The sequence below is a fragment of the Paenibacillus sp. FSL H7-0716 genome (genome assembly GCF_038002705.1).
GTDB lineage: Bacteria > Bacillota > Bacilli > Paenibacillales > Paenibacillaceae > Paenibacillus_AQ > Paenibacillus_AQ odorifer.
Window position 1 is genome coordinate 12172 of record NZ_JBBODA010000030.1, and the last position, 19505, is coordinate 31676.

Sequence of the window (19505 nt, forward strand, 5' to 3'; positions counted from 1 at the left end):
TATTTTATGTTTACAGATAAAAAACCGTCTATATTATCGTAGACGGTTTAAGGATTCATTTTTTATCCTTCGGAGGATTGGGGTCGTTGCCATAACTATTGGATTGGGCGATTTTACCATCCTTGTTATGAATACGATGTTCGGTAGAATCTTTTTTCGCTTGATCTCTACCAGCTTTTTGTGCCTCGGTCTTTGTATCTCCGTGGCTCACCGTTTTGCCTCCTTGTTTGTTGTCCCAACCTCCTTTAGGATTCGGTACTGTATGAACTGGTGGTTTCTTGTCTTTTGTCATATTGTTTACCTTCCTTCATTTGGGTTTAACATTAATACGATAAACCAAAACTATTGTTCCAATAATTTGATTGAGTATGTTAAGAGGAGGTGAAAACTTGAAATGGTATCATAAAGCCATATATTCATTTGCAAACGCAGTGCTTCCGGTATCGGTGAAGCGCCAGATGATGGGTGTGGGCAGGTCGACGGTAACCAGCAACTCAAACAATTGGGGCATATTCAACTGGTTGCCGAAGAAATATCAGAGTGCCCATAACATTGATCTGACCAAATTACAGAGCTACACGGCAGAAGAACTGCTGGAACTACTTATATCCGTTCATCCGGACATTTCTCATGCATTATACACATACCTCAGAATGGGAGATACCGAGTTAACCTTCACAGCTAAGAAAAAGACAGGTAGTGATAACAAGTCCGGGCAACGAGAGCTGGACGCAATTAAGGAAATGCTTGAAACACCCTTGCCTTCACCAGGTTACCAACATGGACGGTCATTGGATAAGCTGGATACGATCCAACGTATGATGATCATGGTTCGCGGGGCTTGTGCTGGTGAAGTGGTCTTAAATGAGCGTTGTAATGATGTGATCGACATTGTGCCTGTAGATCCGGCGCTGATATGGTTCCGTAGGGAGCCGGTCACGAACAGGCTTGTGCCATGGCAATACGTCAAGAACCCTGGCAGCAGGCAAACTGGTGAGGAATGGTTCGGACAATACAAAAAGATTGACACTCCGACTTTCATCTATGAAGAGTTCGATCCAATGGTAGATGATCCATATGGTCGAACACCATTCCTGCCGGTGCTGCAAGTCGTATTCTTTCACCTTCAGGTGCTTCAGGATCTCAAAGCGGTTGTTCATAACCAGGGCTATCCACGATTGGATATTTCGATGTTGGAAGAAATCATGCTGAAGAATATGCCGACAAGCATCAAAGGTAACGCTGCAGCTCAGCAAACATGGCTTAAGGAACGAATGGATGAAATGCTCAACCACTTCAATTCACTCAACCCTGACGATGCCTTAGTCCATTGGGACAGTGTAAAGGTCGAATATTTGAAAGGCGGCAACAGCGGCCCAATGATCGACATTAAGAAGCTGATCGACATCATTGATACCCAGATGGCAACCGGCTTGAAGACGCTGCTCACCTTATTGTCACGGCATCAAGGTTCCACAGAGACTTACAGCTCAGTGGATACCCAAATATATATCAAGTCCGTAGAGTCCGCCCGGAGCGTAACCAAACGTTTCTGGAAGCGGGCTTTTTCTATGGCTGTGAGAGTGCGTGGAGTGCAAACACAGGTTGAAGCTGATTATGCACCGATTGATTTGCGTTCTGATATGGAGCGAGAGCGAGATCTGAGAGCTAAGCTTAATAACTACGTACTGGCTGAAAAAGAGCGTTACATCACCACTATAGAGGCTGCAACAGAAGCACGTTGGATAATGGGGCTTAATCCTAAAATTCCACCAGAACTTCTGGCAGAGCTTGAAAAAAAGTATAAAACCGATCCAAACGAACAGATTCCACCGAATGGAGGTGAGTAGTCAATATGCTACCAACAGTAGGTCGTATGGTTCATTACTATAGTTATGGTACTCCTGGCGGTGAATACAAAAGCGAACCGAGAGCTGCAATCATCACTCAGGTTCACAATGCTACATGCGTTGATTTATGTGTGCTTAATCCAACTGGCATGTTCTTCAATCAAAACGTTGTTCAAGGTCAAGACGGAGGTAAATGGGACTGGCCACAAAGATTGTAATTCTGATGCGCTAATGAGCGCGGAGGTGATCGAATATCTAATTGTTCATTACGAGAGGGAGGTGAGAATTAGTAAATGGCTAAACCAACAACTGAGCAATTAGCATTAATCAATCAACTTGCCCGTGTTCCACTCACGGAAGATGAAACTTACGTGTTTCCTGCAAAGCTAGTGGGTGATCAAATGATCCCTAATCGTTTTTATCGCCTTACTCCTAATTTTTTGCGGAAAATGGCAGTCCAAGCTAAAGCAGGCGTATCACTATTGTTGGATCACTCATGGGCTAACCTTGGTATTCTAACAGTTCCAATAGGAAGAACCTTTGAAAGTCGATTACAAATGGATGGTGATGAACTGGCACTGTATGCAGATCATTACATGAAACTTGGCCAAGAAGTCGGAGATATCAAGATTGACCAAATAGCAGATGGCATTGATGCCGGAACTATCTTTGATACTTCAATTGGCTTCACGGTAAGCAGCCAGACGTGTTCGATCTGTGGTCAGGAGTATTTCGGTGGGAATTGTCCTCACATTCGCGGTAGAGAGTATGATACTAAACTTTGTACTGTTGATATCAATGACGGAGATCTCATGGAGAATTCACTTGTCTTTGACGGAGCTTATCCCGGTGCTGGGGTAGTAGGGATGAGTAATACCACGGAAACTCAAGCAAGTGCCAAATGGGAGTCTTTATCTGAAGATGCGAAGTCACTACCAAGTGGCGGACGCGTCTTTTATTCTTTTAGCGGAAAATCTGGGCTTGATGGATTTGTAATCAAGCAAGAAAAAAACAATGAGCCTGAAACACAGGCCAAAGGAGATGACACTGTGACAGATGAACAAAAAGCTGCTTTAGCAGCATCACAAACACAAGCAACTGCACTAGCGGCTGCAAATGGTGTACTCGGACAAGTCCGAGCAGCATTGGGTGTTGAACATGACGCTGATATCCCGGCGAAACTGACGGCTTTGAGTGCTCAAGCTGCTGATGGCGCGGCGTACAAAGTTAAAGTAACAGAACAAGCCTGTGGCGCTGGTGTCCGGGCGCTGGGCGAAGCATTTAATACTGAAACCATGAAAGCTATGCTGTCTCACTTGCCGGTATCTGAAATCGAAAAGATCAATGCAACCTATGAAGCACAGGCTCAGGCTGCACTGGGCGGTGGTGGACGACATACCGAAGGTGATAACCCTGAACTTCCTGCCGGTGCAGCCAACGGAACACCACCTGCCAATGCGCAAGCAGCGGCTCAAAAGACACCAGAGCAACTTCAGGCAGCTGAGAAGGAAGCAGCTAAGACGGCTGCAATTGCAGCCCTCAAAAACACTGGCAGAGGAAATCTGCTGAAGGAGGACAAGTAGTATGAATGGTTCACAATACAATGGCGCTCCGGGCCCTGGTCCAATTTACACTCAAGAATTCACAGAAGTTCTTGCCTCGACGGATCTACAGGCCAAACTGCCCGGAGGAATCATGCTCAAAAAAGGACAAGGAGTCCTAAAAAAAGGAACAGTTATTGGAAAAATAACAACAGCAGGTGCAGATAAAGACAAGGCGGTAGCTTACAAAGCTTCAGCGAGCGATGGATCTGAAGTTGCCTTGTGCATTCTTGATAATGATCATGATACAACTAATGCTGATATCGGCGCCTCAGCGTGGATTGCCGGCATATTCACTGAATCTAAATTGACAGGCATTGATGCAGCGGCTAGGACAGCGCTTAAGCTTTGCTACTTTGTATAAGGGGGAAAAACATAAATGCCAAATGTACTTGATCCATATTTTCTAACTGAAGTTGTCGAGAATATCAGAACAGACGTCAACAGTTTCCGTGGCGCTCAAATTTTGACCAACGGCGTTGATTTCAAACCGGAACTTGGACTGACCATCGAATACGATATTAAGTATGACGATACTGGTATGACACCACCTACCGGCTTAAATGATCCTTCGCCGATCCACTCAGCGCCTGTTGTGAAGCACATGAACTTCACTAACCAAGAATGGCGTGAAAAAGTCATTATCGACCGTGAGAAGATTGCAATCCTCCGCAAGCCAGGAACAACCCTTGAACAAACATGGGGCGAAGAATACATGATTGACCAAATGGTTAACCTCAACCAACGATTGGAAACACGGTTTGAGTGGATGCGTTGGCAGTCACTTACGGGCAGTCTTATAGTTCCAGCTACAGCAAATAAGCCGGCTCGAACAATTGATTATGGCGTACCATCCAACAACAAACCAACTGCATCAGTGCTTTGGAGTAATGTAGCGACGGCTGATCCTCTGGCAGACCTCGATCTTTGGATTCTCAGATTCCGCGGTAGTGGTGCTCGGCCAGTGAGAATTGTCGTTAACAAGCAGGTAGATATTTATTTGAAACAGAATGCCAAAATTCGTGAGTTAATCAAGTACACCTATGGCAAGGATGTAGTTACATCCGGATCTCTTGCTGAAATCATCAGTCAGAACCTGAACGGTCTTCAGTATGAAGTTTACGATGGCGGATACATTGACGATAACGGAACATTCTATCCTTTCATCCCTGATAACGCCTGCATCATTGTAGGACAAGGTATGACTGGTTCTATTATGGATCTAGTAACCAGCCCGAACAACTATGAAGATATCTTCACTGGTCATATAGGTAAGTTCGCAATGGCAAAATTGATTAAAGGCGATCCTGACCAATGGCAAGCAATTAACGGTGCAACGGTTCTACCGCGTCTGAAATACGTCAACTGGCATATCTTTGCTACAGTGGCGTAAGGGAGGGGCATACCATGACAATCGTAAAAGTGTTGGTTGATGCTGTAGGGGAATATAATGCTGGGGACATCGTAACAGATGCCCCCGAAGGTCTTGTTGATATTGTAAAGAGACAAGTTCGGAACGCAGCTACGGGTGAGTTGCTGGCTATTTTCGTAAATAGCAATGAAATTGTCAGTGATAATCCTTCCGAACGCGAACTAGAACTCCAAGTTCAACTTGAAGAATCTAAAGCACGAGAAGCGGAGCTACAAGAACAAATTGCAATGATCCAAGCAGATGGAGAGTTCAAAGAACTTAAAGCTGCTGCTAAGGAATTGAAGATTCCTGGTTACACCAAAATGGATGCTGATGAGCTGAAAGAGGCTATCAGAGCTGCTGGTGGTGACGGTGATGGCAAATAAAATCCTTACCACGGAAACATATCATGAGGAAATAAGAGGGCGTCTAGGAGTCGGTGAGGATGTATTATCCGATGCTGACATAGACGCTCTTTCTGTTTTACCCATAGCTGAAGCGAAGGTTATTACAGCAGTTCCGGATTATGCTGAACTGATTGATGATGATAGGAACTATGTATATGCAGCGGCTGTAAGCATGGTCGCTGCCATACTGGCTCCATCTATGACTGCAAGAATTGCCAAGTCCAAGAAAGACTTCGATTACTCCATTGAAAATCAAGTTGTGGATTGGCGTGCATTTGGAATTCAATTAATTGACGATGCATATGCGCTAATTGATTTGATATCCACTGTGACACCAGGAACAGATGCCCCGATATTTGGCGTTGCTGGACCAACACGATACAAGGAAAGGCGGCGTTACTGATGTTCAAACAATTCGCTCACCGCCACTCTCCGTGTTCTGTAAACGGCGATCCGGATGTAGTTATACTTTCTAGGGATACCCGAGCAACAACGATTGTCGGCAAAGAATACATGTACAATGGTTTATTTGCTCCAACATCGCTTGTGAAACCGGGAGACTTAATCGAAAACGGTGATACTTTCTTTGTTCAAACCTTGCGTCCAACCACTGAGAAGGATAAATACTGTTCATTGATCAAAACCAATGCAACAATAACAGTCGAACGTTACTCGCAAAAGTATGACGAAAATGATAATGCTATCGGTGACGAAGAGTACAAGCCAGTTGCAGAGAATGTTATCGCTTTTGCTCAATACGTCACTGCGCGACTACGCCAAGACGATCCTGGGTTACTACCCTCCACAACTTACACGTTGCAATTACAAACAACGGTTAATATAAAAGACCCGCAGGACGCCATCCATCCAGATCAGGTCATTCTCCACGGTAAGGCTTATCAGGTGGATGCCGTTGATGTAGTCAAATACCCAAATCTACTGCATGTGCAGTTATCGGACAGTGTACGATGATCACTGGATATGATGCTACAAGGGCGTCTAAGGATTTAGAACACAAGCTGTCTCTCCAAATTACCGGGTTAACAAAGATTGTCCTACTGACTGCTAAAGGTGGCATTCGCTACTATCCAGCAGTACGAGATAAACTTCAAATGGAAATGTTCGTACTCGCTAATCAGATGATTTCAGGAGATATTACAGCAGATTACTGGCAGGCATGGCTTGAACAGTTTGGTAAGGGATCTTTAATGGCGGATGCCTCACAAAACCCCGGTTTAGTTACTTACATGAATTCTGATGCGTGGAATCGACTAAGATCACGCAGCAGTAAGGTGGTTGTAGGGCGTGGACAAGGGAATTACAAAAGCATAGATGGTACGATGCGTTTCTCAGGCGGTGGCTATGCTGGAGTGGACCTGGAGGAGCTAGCAGAACGCGGAGATATTGACCCGAAGTTCAAGCCAACACCACCGACCTATTTTCTACGTATCGCAATCCAGTCCAATCGTAATCGAATCCTACAAGGGATTACGGAGGTAATTGAAAACTTTCCATACCACAAGTACTTTTTGGAGGATAAGACATGAGCCTTCATCTGATTGATGCTATTCAGAACACGCATAAGGCTGACACGGCGCTTATGACTATGCTAAAGCTTACGCCAACTGCAAATGGCGAACAAATGGCAACTCGCTTCACAAAAGGTGTAGAGCCTGAAATAGTAGTGACAAAAGAAACCGTACCACATATCTGCCAGTACATTATGCCGGGGCAATACGGACGAAACCCACTCGTTTTTCAAGGTAAGTTTTGTATAGACTTTTACGGTAAGACTGGCTATGAGGCGAAGCTATTATTCGAGCGGTCATTTGAACTTTTGCATGATAAGCGGATCGTTCAGCCTAAGTTCCACTCATTTTTGTGCGTGTTAGCCTACGATGGCGACTTTGCAACAGGGATCAGCGGTGTTAAGAGTTATAAAGGTATCTACGATATCGACTATATCCGTATTAATTAAGCAGGGTTAAAGTATGAACGTGATTGTAAAGTGTAATTGAAGTAATATAGAAATAAGGAAAAGGGGTGATACGGTGACAGAGAAACCCGAACTTAAGAAAGAGCCGACAGAGCTTGAGGAACTTGTGAAAGAAAAAGTTAAGCTGGCTAAAAGGCTCGGACTAATGGAGCAAGGTACACAACCGATTGAAGGATATAAAGAAACGAACGATTACAAACGAATTCAAGAAATTGATTTAAAACTATGGGAACTGATCAAATAAACTGATCAGTTCCTTTTTTATTACCCAAGGAGGGATATACGAATGCAGGAACCATTAGTATTTGATGGAGTCGGTAAGATATGGATGAGAGATTACGATGGGACTCTAAGATACATTGATGAAAAAATTAACAGTGTTATGTTCGCACCGCAGTTCTCCTGGACGAAGGTATTTGGTGGACAGTCCGGTTATGCATTTCACTTGACCGCACAAGATTTGCAAGATGTGCTTACAATTGAGCTGCCGCGTTATTCTGCTGTAATTGCTGAGATTTCTCAAGGGGCAGAGACAAAAACAGGTCCTGTTGAAATCGATGAGAACGAAGAGGGCATTCTCGGTGCTACTGGATATGCCATCGAAGGAATTGAAGCTTTTGGTGGTACGTTTGTTAAGGATAGCGACGAGGTCTATCTTAAAGCGGTAGATGGAACGCTAAGCAAGCTTGAAAGAGTGGCTTCAACACCAACCATTGGGCAATATGCAATTACGGCGGACGGTGTTATTACATCTGCAACAGGGAATTTGAACAAAAATGTGATTGTGACCTATAAATGGTCCAAACAAGGAACATCCAGCAACTTCAAAGGAACACGGCGTCCTAAACCATTTAAGTTTGTTCACCGTTTTGAATTGATAAATGACCGAACAGGTCAACCGGTGCAGGTGCAGTTGACGGTATACAAAGCTGTGGGTGGCGGTACGCTGAATGTTGGAGCTGCACGTAAGACTCCTAGCACAAGCACTCTTAATCTGGAGGTTTTGGAACCAGATGTCACTCCAGATAATCCAGAAGGTATTGCAGCAACGATTATCTTCGTAGACTAGAAGCAACAATTAACAATGACGGTCCCTCGCTGTTATAGCGGGGGATTATCTATTTTGAGGAGGAATAACAATGCAAAAGCAAATCGATGAAACGTTAAATATAGGTTCAGAAGTCAGACTGGCTGAAGGACTTGTTAAGAATGTGAAAATCGGAACTATTGGAACTATACGACAGGTTCGAAGAATCATGAAGGAGATACCTTATCAATTTTCTGTATCTATCGGCCGGGAACCATGGATCGAAAACGATCTAGGAAAAGCTGTGGACTGGCCTAAGATAGAAGCTGCCTATCGCGAATCTTTCAATCTTATTTTTGAAGACGGTCTGCCAGATGATGAATATGATCAGGTCGATTTCGAAGGTATCGAGGAGTTGGAAAAACTCATTACCCGATTTCTATGAGGAATCGTTCCCTCCTGATCCGGACGCTGAGGAAGAAAGCGAGAGCGAAGGGACGGAAGAGGGAAGAGAACAAACACTACTTGATGCATGGGCCTTATGTGTAACTCTAGGCATTCCAGATAGCGAATGGGAAAACATGACTTTCCCTAAGATATACGCTCTCAAAAGAATTAGAAAGAGGAATCAAGAGTTCCAAATTGCTCTTCACGGTGGAGAAATCACCAAAAAGCCGAAGAAAGCAAAGTATTTATCTGATTTAGGTATCTTTCCAAAATAAAAAGAGGTCTCCGCATGATGCCGGGGACCTCTTTTTCTGTATGTAGACGTGTCAGTAGCAAGGAAAATTTTCCTTAACAATCAAGGGGTGATGGCAATGGCAGACAACAAAGATGTAGTTGGTGCTCGAATAAGTTTAGATACTTCTAAAATGATCCCAGCATTTAAGGCGATTGACCAAGGAGTAAAAGGGAACGCAGAAACCTTTAAAGTGCTAAATCAGGAAATTACGGTAACCACTAAAAACTATACAGCGTTAGCAACGGCTTCTAATAAACTTGCCCTCACTTCTGAAGAGCGGCGAAAGAAGATCATGGCTGAGTCGGAAGCTCTTGTTAAACAACGAACAGCTCAAACCGAGCTGATACAGACAAAGAAGAGCCAGATGGAACAAGCTAATAAATTAGTTGATGCTAAAATGGCTGCACAAGAAGCTATCATTAGAAAAAGATATGATGCTATTGAGCAACAAGAGCGAGAACATCAAAAACGGATGGAAACATTACAGAATAAAGCCACCGCTAGTGCTCTCAAATTAACAACAGGAAGTTCGTCATCTACAGGAACAGATAGTACACGAGAACGTGTATTAATGCAGGAACAAGTGATCCGGCAAAAAATAGCTCAATTAGCTGAGAGAGAAAGTCAACAATCTCAGAAATATGCAGCGAACTACGAGAAGTTTTGGTTGAATGCATTGCAGGCTAGAGAACGTAAAGAAACACAGGTTCGCGAAAAGGCATTACAAGAAGAACAGCGTATTCGCCGTTCGTTGACTCAGACACAGACTCAGATCAACGGAATTACGAGTACAGCCGCACAGTTTGCTATGACGGGAACTTTGTACTATGCCTTTACGAGAGGAGCCACTGAGGCAATCAGTCTCCTCAAAGACTTTGAATATGAACTAGTTAACGTGCAGCGGGTCATGGGCGAATCCGCGGACGTTGGATATGTCAAAGATTCCATGATATCCAGCGCCAAGGAATATGGGTATGCACTTCGAGAAGTCGCGAGTGTTTATACACTCATCGCTCAGAACGGTTTTGACGAGAAGCAAACTGAACAACTGGCCAGAACAGCACTTATGGCTAAAAACGTTGAACAATCCTTCCAAAGTGCATCCCAGGCTCAAGAATTAATGACAGGAGCAATTCTCAACTACGGGATGGCTGCTGAAGACTCCGAAAAGTTGCTTGATAAACTCAATGAAGTTTCCAACAACTTTCCAACAACATCTAAGAAGCTCTTAGAAGGTATAAACCGAGTGGGTGCTACAGCTAAAAACGCTGGAGTGGACATTGACGAACTCATCGGATACTTAACTACACTGAATCAAGCTGGTTTTTCTGGTTCTGTAGCTGGTAATGCTATAAAATCCTTTATTAGTTTCTCCAGTAGACCTATAGCAGTAGACAAGCTAGAAAAGTATGTTGGAGTGATGAAACAAGCCAATGGCGATATGATGAAGTTCCCAGAATTACTTAGTAAGATCGCAGCTCAGTGGGATAACCTCTCAGATGTTGAACGTAACGAAATTACGCAAGCGATCGCTCGGGGAGATCAAGCATCAAGGTTTATCGCATTAATGAATAACTACAGTAAGGTTATGGATGTAGCTAAGGTTTCAGAGGAATCATTTGGATCTGCACAAAGAGAAAATACTTTGACTATGTCCACCTTAACGAAGCAGTCTGAGCAATTACGCGCATCTTGGGATGAGATGATCGTCTCTATTGGTGATAGCGGATTACTTGGAGGATTAAAGTTAATCGTTGGCCAAGCTACTATCTTGCTGGATGGATTTAACCATTTACCAAGTCCAATTAAAAATACCGTTACGGCGATCCTTTTGTTAGGAGGCGCAATTTCTGTTTTAAATGCAGGTACAAGGATTCTAACCGGACAAACCCTTGTCTCTTTAGCTACAGGTGTTGCAGGAGCGGCTAAAGCTATGCTCGGGATGAAGGTTGCAACCGATGCAGCTAACGTATCACAAAAGGCTTTTATTGCCACGCCAATAGGTGCTGCTTTAGCAGGACTAGCAGTTGTCATAGGTGCTGCTACAACAGCATGGGCCTATTATAAAGGTACACAAAGTCAAGTGAGTGATGAGACTATGCAACAGAATCGAAAAACAGCTGAACTAGTTGCTAGATACGACGAACTGAAATCTATCGTTGACGATAACACTAAATCGGACAAAGAAGTTTCTGCTGCGAAATCAGAACTGGCGAATGTAATGGATCGACTCAGTGCCACGATGCCTGGTCTTGTATCACAATGGGATGAACTTGGTAATGCGAAAGAGCTGGATATTCAAAAAATTGAAGAATGGAAGACTCGATATTCTGAGAGTATCAAAATCGTCGAACAAGCGAATCTGGATGCTGCTACGAAGCGAAAAGCAGAGTTAGAGCAGGAGATTGCCTATACTGACCTTGCTATTAAAAACGCTTCAGAGAGCGACCTGAGTTTAGTTGATAAGGTATTAGGAAAAACAGCTCAAACCCTACGGGAAATGTGGGGGAATGAAATGATTTCTTTGGGAACAGAACTGTCCCAAGAAGAGCAAAAAATCCTTGCAAGTAAATCAGCCATTGATGCCCTTAATGGTGTCACAGAGGCAAGTGTAGCGGCGAATAGTAGATTGGCCACAGCCGCAGCAGATTCAGCGGATTCAATGGAGAATTACTCAGATTCAACGGACGCTGCCTCCTCATCAACAGAAGAACTATCTGATGAAGTTAAATCCCTCATAAAAGCGCAAGAAGAATGGGCATCAACAGTCAAAGGAAATAGTCAAACGGTTTCGGAACTAAACGGAGTACTAGATGAACTGGCAAAAGGTCAGTCCTTAAATGCTTCAAACGCTACAGATCTAATTAACAAATATCCTGAACTTGCATCAGCGATTTATAAAACTGCAGATGGATGGGCATTTGAGACGGATGCGGTTAACAATCTACGGAAAATGAAAATCCAGAAAGCTATTGATGACTTAAATTCAGAGAAATCGTCAGCATTTAATACAAAAGTAGCTACCGACGAAAGATTATCTGCCTATCAAATTGAAGCAGATGCTATTAAGAGCTTGGCACAGCTAAAGGCTCAGTTAAATGGTAGTAAGGCTATCACAGGAGATAACGTTACTCAAACCGGAGACGATCTCAAATACTTTAAATCCCAGTTTAGAGAAGCGGGTATTGCTCAAGCAGCAGCAGAAGCGGAAATTCAGAGCATTATTGATGATTACGATACAGCGGCTAAAGTTTACGATGATAAGATAGCTGCACTTAGCAGTATGTATCAAGATCCATCCTTTGGTGTATCTTCTAGTAAAAATTCTAAAGATAAAAGTGGTAGTAAGGATAAATCAAAATCATCAAATGCAGAAAAGGCAGAAAAGGCAGCAAAAGAAGCGGCTGCTGCACGCAAGGAAGCATATGATGAGGAAATGGATAACTTCCAGTATGTAGCAGAACGGCAAGGTTGGTCCATAGAACAACAGATTTCGGGTTACGAGCGGCTTAAGAATCGTCATAAGCAATACCTTGCCGAAGATAAAGACGCCTCAAAAGAATGGACTAGAGACATTCAGGCACTTAATGATAGTAGGTACAACGAAGATGTCTCGATTCTTGAGAAAAAAATCGAAAAAATGAGACAGGCAAATCTCCAAGAAATCGAAATGGTGAAGACATCACTTAATTTTTATAATAAAGAGTTGTCGAAGTCTTATTTAACTACAGAACAGAAAGCGGAAGCTCAAAAACAAGTATTTGATCTGGCGGTGAAATATAATGAGCTTCGTTACCAAAATTCCCAGACATGGATTGATAAAGAAGCCACTAAGATGGAGATGGCTGGAAAAAGTAAGATTAATATCATCACCATGGAACTACAAGCCTATGAACGCATGGCAAAAGATAAAAATCGAACTGCCGAGCAGAGCTTTGCGTTAGAAAAGCTGATTTACGAGCAAAAGAAAAGCTTGCTTGAGCAACAATATTCTGACTTTCAAAAGGATTTGAACCATAGAAAGGCTATGGGTCAGACTACTACCGAAAGTGAATTGCAGGACTGGTTGAAAATTCAGGCTATTTATCGTGTTGGTACAGATCAACGGATGGAAGCGGACGAACAAGTCTATGCACTACGTCAGAAGCTGATTGAAGACGAAACTAAGGCCGTTGAGACGTTGGCGAAAAATTATAAAACGAGCATCGAAGCCTCTAAAAACACAGCTATTAAAGCAATAGAGGAAGAACGGGATGCTTATGTTGCTGCGAAGGATGCTGAGATCCAAGCTATTGATGATTTACTTAGTAAGCAACAGGAATTAAATGAAGACCAAGACTACGAGAGTGCACTATCAGAAAAGCAAGCTAGATTAGCTTTGCTTGCCTCAGCCGTAGGACCGGATGGAATCGCAGAACGGAAACAGGTTCAAAAAGACATTGAAAAGTTGCAACTCGATCATGAGCGCACCTTAGCTAAGAGAAGCCTGGAAGAGCAGAAGCAAGCCCTTCAAGATGAAAAGGACGCTAAGAAGGAAGCCTATGACAAGGACATCGAAGCTACTAAAACACATTACGATGAGTTGCTCCAAGCACTTGAGGACTTTTCTTCCGATACTGCCAATCGAGCGGAATTGATGAAAAACATCCAAGTACTGAAGGAATCCGAGAAGAATGCTGAGATATTAGCTCAGTTGGATCAGTTTATTGCTGACTATCAATCAAAGATGAGCTCTATTACTGCACTAACACCTACTGTGAGCGGATCCACAGCCTCTTTATCAGTAGTGGGTACATCTAAGAAGGATTTAGATTTAATTGAGTACAACGCCAATAAGGATGCTTGGACAGCTGCGCAGTCGTCAGGAAATACAACGGAGGCGGCTAAGCTAACGGCAAGAAATGAAGAATTACGTAAATTGTATGGAATAACAAAGGATACCGGGAAATTGCAATCATTCCATACCGGTGGTGAAGTCAAAGGTGATTTCAAAGGGCAAGAAGTTATTGTAAAGGCTAAGGTTGGTGAGAGATTTTACACTGAACAGCAGCATGACAATCTTTTTAAAATGCCGGAATTTAAAATGCCTTCAATAAACTATTCACTGCCTCAATTTTCAATGCCAGCAGCGTCAGGGTCTTCGAATCCGCAGCATACAAGTACGACCAGCGTAACATTCTCAGGGGATACTTATATTGAAGATTCGTCCACAGCACGCGTGTATTGGAACGAAAGAGATAATTTTGTTCGCAGGGCGCAATCCAGAACAGGGGTGAAATAATTGATTGTAGCTACAGCAGACGGTGTTCCACTATCATCTATTGGGTTAGGTTTGAAATCTCATAACATTCCTGTTTTACCACCAACAAAAGATAATACACTAGAACTAGCAGATCGAGATGGAGCGTTAGACTTTGGCAGTACCTATGGACCACGAACATTTAACCTCGAATGCATCGTTATGGCTGATGATTCAACTATAGACTATCACAACAGAGTCGCCCAAGTGGCGGCTCTTTTTAATATCCGAAAAGGAGATATTGTATTTACTTTTTCGGATAGACCGGGGAAGCGATATATCGGACGATATGCCGGAACAATGGATATCCAGAAGATTATCTTTGATGGGGAATTAACGATTCCTATTACCATGTCTGAGAACCCTTTTCCAGAATCAGATGAAAAAGTTTATGAGACAACCATTACACAATCTCCGCAGACACTAAAAATTGTTTCTGATGGTGACGAAAGGGCCACACCATTGATCGTTCTGACCAATACCGGATTAAATACTATTCAGGGTTTTAAAATCATTAACGAATACGAACTATAGGAGCTGAGAAAAATGGCAATGCAAATATCTAACTGGCTATCAGCGGCACTTTTAAATGCTGCCTTTCGAAATGTGGCTTTTTCCCAACCTTCAACAGTCTATCTAGCTTTGTATACTTCTGATCCTACGCAGGCCGATACAGGGACAGAAGTATCTGGTGGATCATATGCACGAAAAGCGATCACCTTTGCTGTAGCATCATTGGAGAATGGAAAAATGACGGTTAGGTCATCTACTGATGTGGAATTTCCAATAGCTACGGCGGATTGGGGATTGGTGACACATGTCGGATTGAGAACGGCTTTAACAGGAGGGAATTTATTATGCTCTCAAGCCATCATTCCGCGGTCTGCTTTGATAGGAGATAAACCTAGATTTTATGCAGGATCAACTCTAATTCGTTTCGCACAATAACTAAGGTCAATAAGGAAGGAGGCTAATTAATGGCACAACAGCAAATGTATTCTGCGATAGCCAATTCGCCGGGCACGGAATTATCCGCGGCAATAACGGCAGCAGTGACGACTATACCCGTTGTAACCGGGAGTGTTTTACCAGAAGGTCCTAATATCATTACGATTGGTGTAGATGAAACGTCAGAGACCGTTCTCTATACGTCCAAAAGCGGAAATAGTTTAATCGGTTGTACACGCGGATTTGGAGGAACAACAGCAAAAGGATGGGCGGTAGCTTCACGCGTTGCCCGTTATTACACCGCCTACGATCACGAAGCATTTCGCAAAAACCTAACGGACCTTTCCGGAGTAACCTCGGAATCTACAACCGATGTCATCCTATCAGCGGGTCAGCAAATTCTAAACGCAACAAAGAACGCTAGACTACAAGGATTAAAGGTACAGGGTAGGACGTTAATAGATTTACTTGGTGGGGCTGGGAGTGGAGAGAGTTTAACGGGGTGGACTCCAACAGGAGCTAGTGTCAGTGTATCGAGCACACAGAAAAGAAGTGGCAATAGTTCTTTTAAAGTATTAGCTGGAGGATATGCAACAAGGGATATTCCTTTTGCTCTTGAAACATCAAAATCATATGTTCTTACTGCATGGGTGTATATCGAACGATATGTGTCCGGTATAGTGCCTATTCGATTCTATGATGTGGGAGGAATTGTTAATCAAAGATATCAAGTAAATGTAGATACTACAAAAGTGGGCTTATGGCAGCTTGTTTATATTAAAATCCCTACATCAAATACCTTGGTGGGTAATGGATTTCGATTGTATTTTGGTGCAACTGCCACGCCAGATGTTGATGTTTATTTCGATGATATCCGCCTTTACGCTGTCTCCGCAACAGACTATGCGGCCATTGGCAACACAATCACAGGTGAAGCTATAGACCGTCTCTTACCTTATGTACCTCCTGGTATTAATGGAGTAGATGGACTCTATGTGCGGCGATATGGTAGGAATCTCTACAACGGTGGTATTGCAAGCACTTTAACGGGCGTAAGTTATATTGAAAATGATTCTAATAGCGTTTCTGTAACGTCAGATGCAAATGGATTTCGATATGCAACTACAAAGAAATATCCTGTTTTACCTAACACGAGCTATACGTTATCTTACGTTGCTTCAATTATTTCAGGGATAGACGCACCAGTCATATCCGTGCGAAAAGGCAGTGACGGAACGGGAATATCTTCAGGAGTAAGTGGGACGGGGTTAAAGTCTGTAACGTTCAATACTGGAGCGGAAACGGAGGTTCAGTTCTTACTCTATGCTTCCTACAATACCTCAGCAGTCCAAACGAAGCGCTACGATAATATTCAACTCGAAATCGGCAGCACGGTCACCCCGTTCCAGCCACGCGAAGACAGCCTTATCGCCTTTAGCGGAGTAGAGTTACACGCTAACCCAACGGATGGCAGCGAACCGGATATCCTGCGTGAGGTTAACGGGCGGTATGAGGTATCGAGGTTATGGCGTAAGTTAGTGCTGGATGGGTCCCTGCCGTGGGCTTTTCAGGAGGGATGGACAGGGTTTAAACGAGTCAAGTTAGCGAGTGGAGTTAACGTTCTATCAAATACTTCTTCTTCTGCTATCACTAAATTTAATGGGGTGCCTTTAGCCCAAGCGTTATCTGATGCCTCTTCATATTCCGCGGCAGATGTATTTCGAACGACAACAGGAAGCATAGTTCTTACGCTAACTATAGCTAGTGCCGATTCCGGTTGGGGAGACTCCTATACACCGAGTGTTGACGAGATGAAGGCTTATTTTAACGGGTATCAGATGGGTAGTGTGTCAGGTGCGACGTTTACTACTCCGTATGTCAGTGGTACAAAAGCATGGCGATTTGTAATGGGAGATACCAGTACAGGAACGAGCACCTTGCCTACTGACCAGAACTACGGACATGTAGGATGGAAACCTTATCAACTTCTATACCGCCTTGCAACTCCTGTAACTGAAACAGTGCAGGAGGATGGCAGCCTATCACTAATTGAAGGAGATAACTTTATAGAGGTAGGTAGTGGGTATGTATCGCGGGAGCGGATAACACCGTACCTATGGAATAGTTACTACGAGTCTAACATTAGTATCGTAGGTATGGAGTCAGCAAAGCTCAAGTACAAAGTTTTTAGCATAATGTCCGTTTACGAGTCATCACGCCTATTCCAGAAGTGGCGGAGAATAACATTCGGACTAGCAGATACGTTATACGGCGAGAGATTTAACATTGCGCAAGCGGATTATGATTCATCGCAGCCTTACAGCGTCTCTTACATCAAATTGGATAAATCACCAATACCTTCAGTTACAGGATTCTACGCAGCCTCTGAGAAGGCACAGTTGCATGATTTAACAGACGCAGTGACAGAGATAAGCTCAACCGTTAGTGCATTAGCTGCCAAGAAAGCAGAGAAAGACACTCCTGCATGGTTATACCCTACATTGCTTAATGGATGGGTGCAATTTACCTCAATTATCTCTAGTGCTAGTTTCTACAAAGATAGTTTTGGAATAGTACATGTTAGAGGAACCATCAGTAGTGGAGTGAGTGCAGCTGATACCCTATTATTTATGTTGCCTGTAGGATATCGCCCTGCTATCCAGACTGTAGTAACTGCATCATCTTCTAACGGAACCGCGATGTCTACGGGTATTATGGACATCACTACAAGCGGTAGAGTAAGTTTAGGAGCTTCAGGGGGAGTTTTTTATAACGGTTTATTAGTTTTAGATTTCAGTTTTTCAACAGTATAAAGGAGGGATGAAATTGAAACTAGTACCTAGAACAGAGCTAGAAGGTCAGTATATAGATGATGTATCAGTGGACGATTCCTTTACAGGGGTCGTCCCTATTTATGCCCAGCCAGAGCCAGAAAAAGTGCCTGAGCTGCCGGAAGACGAAGAGATCAAATATGAGCCGGACGTACCAGAAGAACCAGAACAGCCAAGAGAGATCATCGGTTATCTAGTAGGCATTCCATTGCCGACCGGGTTGTATCATCCGAAATTTGATCTATTAGCATGGGATGCATATCAGGACGCTGTACTAGAGGCACAGAGTGACTATGTAGATGCAATGCATGATTGGCAGGAGAGTTATGCAGAAGGCGTAGAGCAAGGCGAGCAGCCTATTTATACGTTACCTACGATACCAGACAACCTTTGGGTCGAAGGCTTAACACCAGAAGAGATTGCGGAGTTGACGAAGCCCGGGGAACAGACGGAAGTTGAAAAGCTGAAGTTTGAAAATGAAGCTTTAAAAAAGCTGATAGAAGATAAAGACCGGGAGAACAAAAATGCACTTTTTGAAATTTACTCTATCTTGTTAGGCGGTGAGTGACGTTGAACGTCATCAGCCGCCTTTTATTATGGCTATTGTTGAAGTCCGGGAAAGGAGGTGGAATACAAATGATTATCGTTATGGCATCGCTCATTATCTATGGAGATATTACAATTGCTCAAGTTCCAACTGGCTCCAAGGCTGCTGTAAAGACGCGGCTCGCGACTCTTGGATATGACGAGAATGGCACGCCGTTAAAAATAGAAGAATAAATATTGAGTCATCACAAGCCCTCGAAGTTTCCGGGGGCATTTTTTTACGTATGGAAAATTTTCCTGACCAGAAAGGAGAGGGGTTATGTTCGGGGGTGCGTTTAATCGATTACCTTTTGATAGACCATTTCAACAGGAACTATCTTTCTCAGTTAATTTCGACATCATCACTGAAGTTGAATCTAAGCTTAATCTAGATATGGCTATTCCTGTAGTTGTTGAGTTTATCGCAGAATTCAATTCTGAAATGATACGTGAACAATCATTTCGAGCAGAGTTTGAGACTATGCTTAATTTTGAAACAACTATGGTTAGAGAACAGTCCTATAATGCTTTATTCGAACTTGCGCTTGAGGTTCAGGCAACAGTGAAATATACACATACCAATGAAATCATTTTTACGGGTGGGTTCGCACCAGGTGAGCGAATAGTTATTGATACCAAAAAAATGAAAATAACCAAGAATGGGAAAAACGCACTTCACTTGATGGATGGTGACTTTTTTGATCTCGTATTTGGAGAAAACAAGATCACATATACCGATCAAGAAATAACTAGATCTGTACTTGCGCGCGTTACTCATCGAGATAAATACCTATATTAAAGGAGGTGC

At 43.2% G+C, this 19505-nt stretch carries 22 protein-coding genes; 21 read left to right on the forward strand and 1 reads right to left on the reverse strand.

Going from position 1 to position 19505, the window contains the following annotated elements; genetic code table 11:
• Nucleotides 1-55 precede the first annotated feature (55 nt).
• Nucleotides 56-292 carry a DUF2188 domain-containing protein gene (locus tag MHH60_RS26330; RefSeq protein ID WP_076138810.1) on the reverse strand — a complete coding sequence of 79 codons (237 nt, stop codon included), beginning with the start codon at nt 290-292 and terminating at the stop codon, nt 56-58.
• A 97-nt stretch (nt 293-389) separates the two neighbouring features.
• On the opposite strand from MHH60_RS26330, the gene MHH60_RS26335 reads away from it, so the two are divergent.
• The 21 genes from MHH60_RS26335 (at nt 390) to MHH60_RS26435 (ending at nt 19496) form a co-directional block, all read left to right on the forward strand.
• Nucleotides 390-1850: a hypothetical protein gene (locus MHH60_RS26335; RefSeq protein ID WP_076138809.1), complete on the forward strand. Its 1461-nt coding sequence runs from the start codon at nt 390-392 to the stop codon at nt 1848-1850.
• A 5-nt stretch (nt 1851-1855) separates the two neighbouring features.
• Complete coding sequence (locus tag MHH60_RS26340) at nt 1856-2068, forward strand: hypothetical protein (protein WP_076138808.1); 213 nt, start codon at nt 1856-1858, stop codon at nt 2066-2068.
• Nucleotides 2069-2143: 75 nt separating this feature from the next.
• Nucleotides 2144-3433 carry a hypothetical protein gene (locus MHH60_RS26345; RefSeq protein WP_076138807.1) on the forward strand — a complete coding sequence of 430 codons (1290 nt, stop codon included), beginning with the start codon at nt 2144-2146 and terminating at the stop codon, nt 3431-3433.
• Between the two features lies 1 nt (nt 3434).
• Nucleotides 3435-3815, forward strand: coding sequence for a head decoration protein (locus tag MHH60_RS26350; RefSeq protein WP_076138806.1), 381 nt, complete (start codon nt 3435-3437; stop codon nt 3813-3815).
• A gap of 15 nt (nt 3816-3830) precedes the next feature.
• Nucleotides 3831-4844 (forward strand): major capsid protein, encoded by a 1014-nt coding sequence (locus MHH60_RS26355; RefSeq protein WP_076138805.1) that lies wholly within the window; start codon nt 3831-3833, stop codon nt 4842-4844.
• Between the two features lie 14 nt (nt 4845-4858).
• The gene (locus tag MHH60_RS26360) at nt 4859-5248 is read left to right on the forward strand and encodes a hypothetical protein (protein WP_076138804.1); all 390 of its coding nucleotides are present in this window, start codon (nt 4859-4861) and stop codon (nt 5246-5248) included.
• Complete coding sequence (locus tag MHH60_RS26365; RefSeq protein ID WP_076138803.1) at nt 5238-5672, forward strand: hypothetical protein; 435 nt, start codon at nt 5238-5240, stop codon at nt 5670-5672. The genes MHH60_RS26360 and MHH60_RS26365 overlap by 11 nt, the downstream gene beginning before the upstream one ends.
• Nucleotides 5672-6241, forward strand: coding sequence for a hypothetical protein (locus MHH60_RS26370; RefSeq protein WP_076138802.1), 570 nt, complete (start codon nt 5672-5674; stop codon nt 6239-6241). Before MHH60_RS26365 ends, MHH60_RS26370 begins: the two co-directional genes overlap by 1 nt.
• Nucleotides 6238-6816: a hypothetical protein gene (locus MHH60_RS26375; protein WP_076138801.1), complete on the forward strand. Its 579-nt coding sequence runs from the start codon at nt 6238-6240 to the stop codon at nt 6814-6816. The genes MHH60_RS26370 and MHH60_RS26375 overlap by 4 nt, the downstream gene beginning before the upstream one ends.
• On the forward strand, nt 6813-7247 hold the full coding sequence (locus tag MHH60_RS26380; protein ID WP_076138800.1) for a hypothetical protein: 435 nt from the start codon (nt 6813-6815) through the stop codon (nt 7245-7247). Before MHH60_RS26375 ends, MHH60_RS26380 begins: the two co-directional genes overlap by 4 nt.
• Nucleotides 7248-7320: 73 nt before the next feature.
• The gene (locus MHH60_RS26385) at nt 7321-7509 is read left to right on the forward strand and encodes a hypothetical protein (protein ID WP_076138799.1); all 189 of its coding nucleotides are present in this window, start codon (nt 7321-7323) and stop codon (nt 7507-7509) included.
• Between the two features lie 42 nt (nt 7510-7551).
• Nucleotides 7552-8334, forward strand: coding sequence for a hypothetical protein (locus MHH60_RS26390; RefSeq protein WP_076138798.1), 783 nt, complete (start codon nt 7552-7554; stop codon nt 8332-8334).
• A 70-nt stretch (nt 8335-8404) separates the two neighbouring features.
• Nucleotides 8405-8737 (forward strand): hypothetical protein, encoded by a 333-nt coding sequence (locus tag MHH60_RS26395; RefSeq protein WP_256715254.1) that lies wholly within the window; start codon nt 8405-8407, stop codon nt 8735-8737.
• Nucleotides 8667-9014: a hypothetical protein gene (locus tag MHH60_RS26400; RefSeq protein WP_143766804.1), complete on the forward strand. Its 348-nt coding sequence runs from the start codon at nt 8667-8669 to the stop codon at nt 9012-9014. The genes MHH60_RS26395 and MHH60_RS26400 overlap by 71 nt, the downstream gene beginning before the upstream one ends.
• 96 nt (nt 9015-9110) lie before the next feature.
• Nucleotides 9111-14315 (forward strand): phage tail tape measure protein, encoded by a 5205-nt coding sequence (locus MHH60_RS26405; RefSeq protein ID WP_179088970.1) that lies wholly within the window; start codon nt 9111-9113, stop codon nt 14313-14315.
• Nucleotides 14316-14867 carry a phage tail domain-containing protein gene (locus MHH60_RS26410; protein WP_076138795.1) on the forward strand — a complete coding sequence of 184 codons (552 nt, stop codon included), beginning with the start codon at nt 14316-14318 and terminating at the stop codon, nt 14865-14867.
• 18 nt (nt 14868-14885) lie between these two features.
• The gene (locus tag MHH60_RS26415) at nt 14886-15281 is read left to right on the forward strand and encodes a phage tail fiber protein (RefSeq protein WP_081389200.1); all 396 of its coding nucleotides are present in this window, start codon (nt 14886-14888) and stop codon (nt 15279-15281) included.
• 29 nt (nt 15282-15310) lie between these two features.
• Nucleotides 15311-18094 carry a hypothetical protein gene (locus MHH60_RS26420; RefSeq protein ID WP_076138793.1) on the forward strand — a complete coding sequence of 928 codons (2784 nt, stop codon included), beginning with the start codon at nt 15311-15313 and terminating at the stop codon, nt 18092-18094.
• 13 nt (nt 18095-18107) lie between these two features.
• Complete coding sequence (locus MHH60_RS26425) at nt 18108-18680, forward strand: hypothetical protein (RefSeq protein WP_076138792.1); 573 nt, start codon at nt 18108-18110, stop codon at nt 18678-18680.
• Nucleotides 18681-18748: 68 nt separating this feature from the next.
• The gene (locus MHH60_RS26430; RefSeq protein WP_162636801.1) at nt 18749-18892 is read left to right on the forward strand and encodes a hypothetical protein; all 144 of its coding nucleotides are present in this window, start codon (nt 18749-18751) and stop codon (nt 18890-18892) included.
• 85 nt (nt 18893-18977) lie between these two features.
• The gene (locus MHH60_RS26435; protein ID WP_076138791.1) at nt 18978-19496 is read left to right on the forward strand and encodes a phage distal tail protein; all 519 of its coding nucleotides are present in this window, start codon (nt 18978-18980) and stop codon (nt 19494-19496) included.
• The last annotated feature ends 9 nt before the right edge of the window (nt 19497-19505 follow it).